This is a genomic window from Micromonospora sp. 4G55, assembly GCF_016803375.1.
Genome location: NZ_JAEVHN010000481.1, coordinates 1 through 4902 on the forward strand (window position 1 = coordinate 1; position 4902 = coordinate 4902).

The following is a 4902-nucleotide window of genomic DNA, read 5'->3' on the forward strand; positions in this document are numbered from 1 at the left end:
TCCGGTCGCCACTCGGTGGCAGCGCGACCACCGGTCGGTGAGCGGTCGTTGAGCGCGCCGAAGAGCAGGCGCGCCCCGGGTGCCGGCGGTGCCGGCCAGCTCGCGGCGGGCGATCAGCGGGTGGCGCAGCATGATGGGCAGGGCGATCCGTCCGAGGTCGAACCCGGGCGCGACGTCGCGCACCGGCAGGCCGGCGCGCTCGACGGCCAGGCCACCGCCCCCCCGTGGCGAGCAGCACCTCGTGGCCGGCGTCGCGCAGCGCGGCGGCGAGCGGCACGAGCGGGAAGACGTGGCCGACCAGCGGCGCGGAGACCACGAGGACACGCATGGCATCGATCCTAGGGGCAGTCAGCGGGTGGGGAGGGCGGCGGTCACCCGGACGGCCTTGACGATGGCGGGGATCGAGCCGATCAGGAGGACCAGACCCCAGACGATCGCGACCACCGCGAAGACCAGCGCGCCCACGTCGTCGAGGATGCTCACCACGACGACCGGCACCAGGTTGTGCAGGAACTCCAGCAGCACCGTGCAGAGCAGCGTGGTCAGCGCCAGCAGCACCAGCCCCTTGTTCTGCAGGAAGCGGGGCTGGGCGAGCAGCAGCAGCACCACCCAGACCAGCTTGAGCAGCAGCACCAGGCCGAGCAGCAGGCTCGCCTCGCCGACCGGGAAGAAACCCCACAGCGCCAGGTACGCCAGCGTGCCGAAGGGCGCGGCCAGGAAGAGCGAGACCATGATGGACAGCTCCACGAAGGCGAACACCAGCATCAGCAGCGACACCAGGATCAGCACGATCGAGAAGATCAGCGTCGCCACGCCCTGCACCCGCCCCTGGACCCGGTCCGGCACCACCAGGCTCAGGCAGAACAGTCCCGTGGTCCAGAGCGCCACCACGTCGATCAGCGCCAGATAGCCGGTGCCCCGACCGGAGGGCTCGTCGACCCGGCCCACCGCGCCGACGTCCACCCCGAGGTCCTGCGCGCTGGCCCGCAACGAGCCGCCCGCGTCCCCGCCGCCGGTGAGCAGCGACGAGCCCAGCTCCACCCCGACCACCAGCGCCACGGCCAGCAGCGCCAGCAGCAGGAACGGCTTGCGCAGCTCACCCACGGCGGGCCTCCTCGCGGGTCGGGCCCCCGTGACGGGGCGAGGGCACCGGCCCGGGCGCCCGGCGGCTCAGGATCCGATCGTGACCGCGCACGCCACACCTCCCGCACAGCCGACGGTGATCTCGCTGGCCCGGTCGACGGCGACCTTCGCCACGGCCGTGCCGTCCTCGGCCGGCTCCACCTCGTCGTCCACGGTGAAGCCGGCGTCCCGGGCGCCGGCGCGGTGGAACGGGCTCGGGCTGCGCAGCACCAGGGTGCGCAGCCCGTCCGGGTCGGCGACGCGCAGCACGCAGGCGCTGACCACGGTCAGGGTGTCCCCGGTGCGGTCGCAGCCGGCCTTCACCGTCGCCGGGTCGACTGTGGCGCTGTCGCCGACCAGCCGGCCCAGCCAGCGGACGGCGCCGTCGTCGTCCGGGCCGCCCCGGTCGCCCCGACCCGCGCCGACGGCCACCACGAAGAGCACCACCAGCAGGACGGCCAGCCCCACCAGCAGCAGCTTGCGTCGCCCGCTCATCGCCGGGCCGCCGCCGCCCCGCCGACCTCGGTGAACCGGATCTGGTCGATCCCGGCGAAGTACCGGTCGAAGGCCTGCGTCTTGCTCACCGCCACCAGGGTCACCTGGTGCGGCCCCTTGCCGAGCCGCAGCGTGCCCACGTCCTCGAAGTCGGTGCGGACCACCTTCGGGGTGAAGCCGAGGAAGGTCCCGCCGACCTGGACGCCGTCGATCTGGAAGATGGTGTTGGCGTAGTCGAACGAGGTGGTGCGGGCGGCGGAGAATCGCCAGACGGCGTCCTTCGGCAGGTCGACGGTCACCGTGACCTGGTCGCCGACCGCCAGGCCCTGGAAGAACAGCTGCCGGTCCTGCGACCAGGTGACCCCGCAGCAGTTCGGCTGGACCACCACCTTCGCCGCGGCGCCGGTCGGCGACGCCACCTTCGCCTGCGCCACCAGACTCTCCGCCTCCAGGGTGACCACCTGCGGCTCGCCCGGGGCGGGCGCGTCCTCCGGCCGGGTCACCAGCCAGCCCACCACCGCCCCGACCAGCAGCACCAGCGCCACGGCCGCGGCGATCCACGGCCAGGGGGCGCGGCGGGGCGGGGCGACGGCGCGGACCTCGTAGGTCACCCGGCCGCTGGAGCGGGAGCTCTCCTCCGGCGCGGTGTTCGCCGAGTAGGCGAAGCCGGTCATGTCGTAGCGGCGGGGCGCGGTGCCGGGCGGCACGGCGAGGCGGACCAGGAAGGAGACCGACCCCTGCCCCGGCACCACCCGCTGCGGCTCGGCGACGGTGAACCAGGACCGCTGGCTGCCCTCCCCGGGGGCGACGTCGAAGACCACCGTGTCCGGGGCCGCGCCGGGGTTCGAGACGGTGAAGGTGAGTTCGCCGTGGTTGCTGGTGTCGAGGGTGAACTGCTCGGCGGCGGCGACGACGGCCCATTCGGTGGTCATGACGGCTCCTCTGCGGACGGTCCCGGAGGTGGAAGGGTGCGTGGGGGTGGGACGGCGGCCCGACCGATCGCCGGTCCGGTGGGCAGCGGTGGCGGGTCGGCGGGCGGATCGGCCGGCGGGTCGGCCGGCGGGTCGGTGGGGTCGGTGTCGCCGAGCAGGACGACCTCGGCGGTCACCGCGGCCGGCTTCTCCGCCGCCACGATCCGGCTGATCAGGGCGAGCGAGCCGGCGGCGGCCGGCGGTACCCGGACCACCAGGTGGAAGGGGCGGTCGACCGGTTCGTCCAGGACGAACCCGGTCACCCCGGTGGCCAGCTCCAGGGCGGTCCGCATCCCGTACGGGGTGCCCCGCCAGCGGGCCAGGTGCGCGCCGTGCGCCACCAGGTCCCGCAGCCGTCCCACCGGCAGCGCCGGCGGCGCGTCCGGGCGGGGCGAGGCGAGCACGTGGTCCATCGCCACCCACCGGGTCAGGTACCCGACGAACCCGTCGGGCGCCCGGTACGCGGCGAACAGCGCGTCGACGTCGGCGAGCACCGCCTCGTCCGGGGCGTGCAGCGCCTCCATCACCTCCAGCAGCGCGCACAGCACGCTGCCGGGGACGCTGGCCCGTTGGTACGCGGCGGGCAGCAGCCGCTCAATCGCCGCTCGGCGCATCCTGCCGCACCACCTCGATGTCGTGCTCGCCGGAGCAGAGCAGCCAGGTGTCGGGGACGGTCACCACGTCGGCGGTGGCCTGGTTGGCGCTGGGCGTCCAGTCCACGGCGTCGCCGCTGCGGTACACCCCGCGCTCGCCGCCGGCCAGGATCAGCCGGTCGGTGCCGCCGGTGGCGGCGATCGCGTCGACCGGTACGAACCGGGACCGATCCCGCAGTGGCAGCCCGCAGTTGACCATCACCGGCTGCCACTGCGGCTGCGCGGCGAGGGTGTCCAGTCGCACCACCCCGCCGCTCTGCGTCGCCGCCAGCGCGAGGGTGCCGGCGAAGGCCAGGTCGCGGCAGGTGCCGCCGATCCAGCCGGCCTGCACCGACTGCCACTTCACGTCCGACTCGAACAGCCGGGTGCGGTGGCAGCCCTGCCCGGGCTTCTTCGGGTCCGGCTCGCCGGCGCCCGACCAGAGCAGGGTGGCCGGGCCGTCGTACTGCACGGCGAGGACCCGGTTGTCCACGTTGGCCAGGCCGACGTGGGTGAAGCTGCCCGGACGGCCGGCGGCGGTGGAGAGGTAGACGCCGAACCCGGCCTGCGCGGCGACCGCCACCCCGGGGGCGCCCCGCTCCGAGACGAAGGCGCGCACGGCGTAGAAGCCGCGGTCGGCGTCGGCCGGGTCGACCAGGATCTGCAACGGCACCGAGCCGGGCAGCAGGGAGACCTCGTACAGGCCGGTGTCGGTGGCCAGCAGCAGCGCGCCCGCGCCGTCCCGGTCGATCCACGCCACGTCGGAGATGCGGGAGTCCAGGTCGGTCAGGAGCGACCAGTTCTCGCCGAGGTCGGTGCTCAGGTGTACCCGGGAGCCACCGGCGGCCCGGGCGGTCACCGCCGCCACCGAGCCGGGGCGGGCGGTCACGCCGGGGCGTACCGGGGCGGGGCGGGGGACACCCGCACCACCGTCTCGCCCTCGAACCGGCCCGCCGGCTCCCAGCCCGCCCCGGCGTTGGTGGAGCGGAACAGCACCTCGCCGCGGCCCGCGTACCAGGTGCGGGCCTGGTACTGGTCGACGGCGAGGGTGCGTACCTCGGCGTCGGGGGCCTCGTCGGACCACGAACCGCACCGACTCCACGTAGCGCACGCCCGGCTCGGCGTGCTCCAGCATCCGGTACACGTTGGAGGCCCGCAGCGGCTCGCCGAACGCCCAGCCGGCCGGGTTCAGCGTGGTGGGCAGTGGGCTCAGCGTCTGGTGCAGCCGGTCGTGGATGCGCCGCCGCACCGCCTCGGCGTCCTCCTCCCGGCGCACCACCACGCGGGCCCGGATGGAGACCGCCTTGTAGCGGGCCCACCCGGCCCGGCAGCTCGTGCCGAGGGCGCGGCGCCGGTCCAGGTCCGCCGTCGACCCGGCCGGCGCGCCTCCTCCCACCTCGTGCTCGCGCAGCACCGACACCGGCAGCCGGCCGCCGGGCCGTGCCTCGTCCGGCACGTACGGCACCAGCACCACCTCGACCTCGCCGGGCCGGGCGAAGCTGTAGACCGCCGCCCGGGTGAAGGCCCGTGCCCGGGCCACCGCCCCGGAGCCGGCGGCGAGGATCTCGAAGTCCCGGGCGGTCACCGCCCGCTGCTGGGCGAAGAACTCGTACGGCCCGCGGACCAGCGCCGAGTCCAGCGTCTCCATGTCCCGCCCGCCGCTGGCCGGCTCGGGGTTGTCC

General features: G+C 75.2%; 4 protein-coding genes and 2 pseudogenes. All 6 read right to left on the minus strand.

Annotation, left to right across the window (positions count from 1 at the left end; all coding sequences use genetic code 11):
- Positions 1–183: pseudogene (locus JNW89_RS27825) on the minus strand (hypothetical protein); the annotation flags it as partial.
- A gap of 165 nt (positions 184–348) precedes the next feature.
- A complete protein-coding gene (locus JNW89_RS27830; protein WP_238451327.1) occupies positions 349–1104 on the minus strand; it encodes a hypothetical protein in 756 nt (251 codons plus the stop codon).
- 66 nt (positions 1105–1170) lie between these two features.
- The gene (locus JNW89_RS27835) at positions 1171–1617 is read right to left on the minus strand and encodes a hypothetical protein (protein WP_238451329.1); all 447 of its coding nucleotides are present in this window, start codon (positions 1615–1617) and stop codon (positions 1171–1173) included.
- A complete protein-coding gene (locus tag JNW89_RS27840) occupies positions 1614–2549 on the minus strand; it encodes a hypothetical protein (RefSeq protein WP_238451331.1) in 936 nt (311 codons plus the stop codon). Before JNW89_RS27840 ends, JNW89_RS27835 begins: the two co-directional genes overlap by 4 nt.
- Positions 2546–3202 carry a phage tail protein gene (locus JNW89_RS27845; RefSeq protein WP_238451332.1) on the minus strand — a complete coding sequence of 219 codons (657 nt, stop codon included), beginning with the start codon at positions 3200–3202 and terminating at the stop codon, positions 2546–2548. Before JNW89_RS27845 ends, JNW89_RS27840 begins: the two co-directional genes overlap by 4 nt.
- Positions 3183–4902: pseudogene (locus tag JNW89_RS27850) on the minus strand (putative baseplate assembly protein); the annotation flags it as partial. The pseudogene JNW89_RS27850 and the gene JNW89_RS27845, both read right to left, overlap by 20 nt.

Bases quoted from the DNA above. Each gene is read 5' to 3' on its own strand.
- JNW89_RS27835 (WP_238451329.1), bottom strand. From the start codon at position 1,617: ATGAGCGGGCGACGCAAGCTGCTGCTGGTGGGGCTGGCCGTCCTGCTG.
- JNW89_RS27840 (WP_238451331.1), bottom strand. From the start codon at position 2,549: ATGACCACCGAATGGGCCGTCGTCGCCGCCGCCGAGCAGTTCACCCTC.
- JNW89_RS27845 (WP_238451332.1), bottom strand. From the start codon at position 3,202: ATGCGCCGAGCGGCGATTGAGCGGCTGCTGCCCGCCGCGTACCAACGG.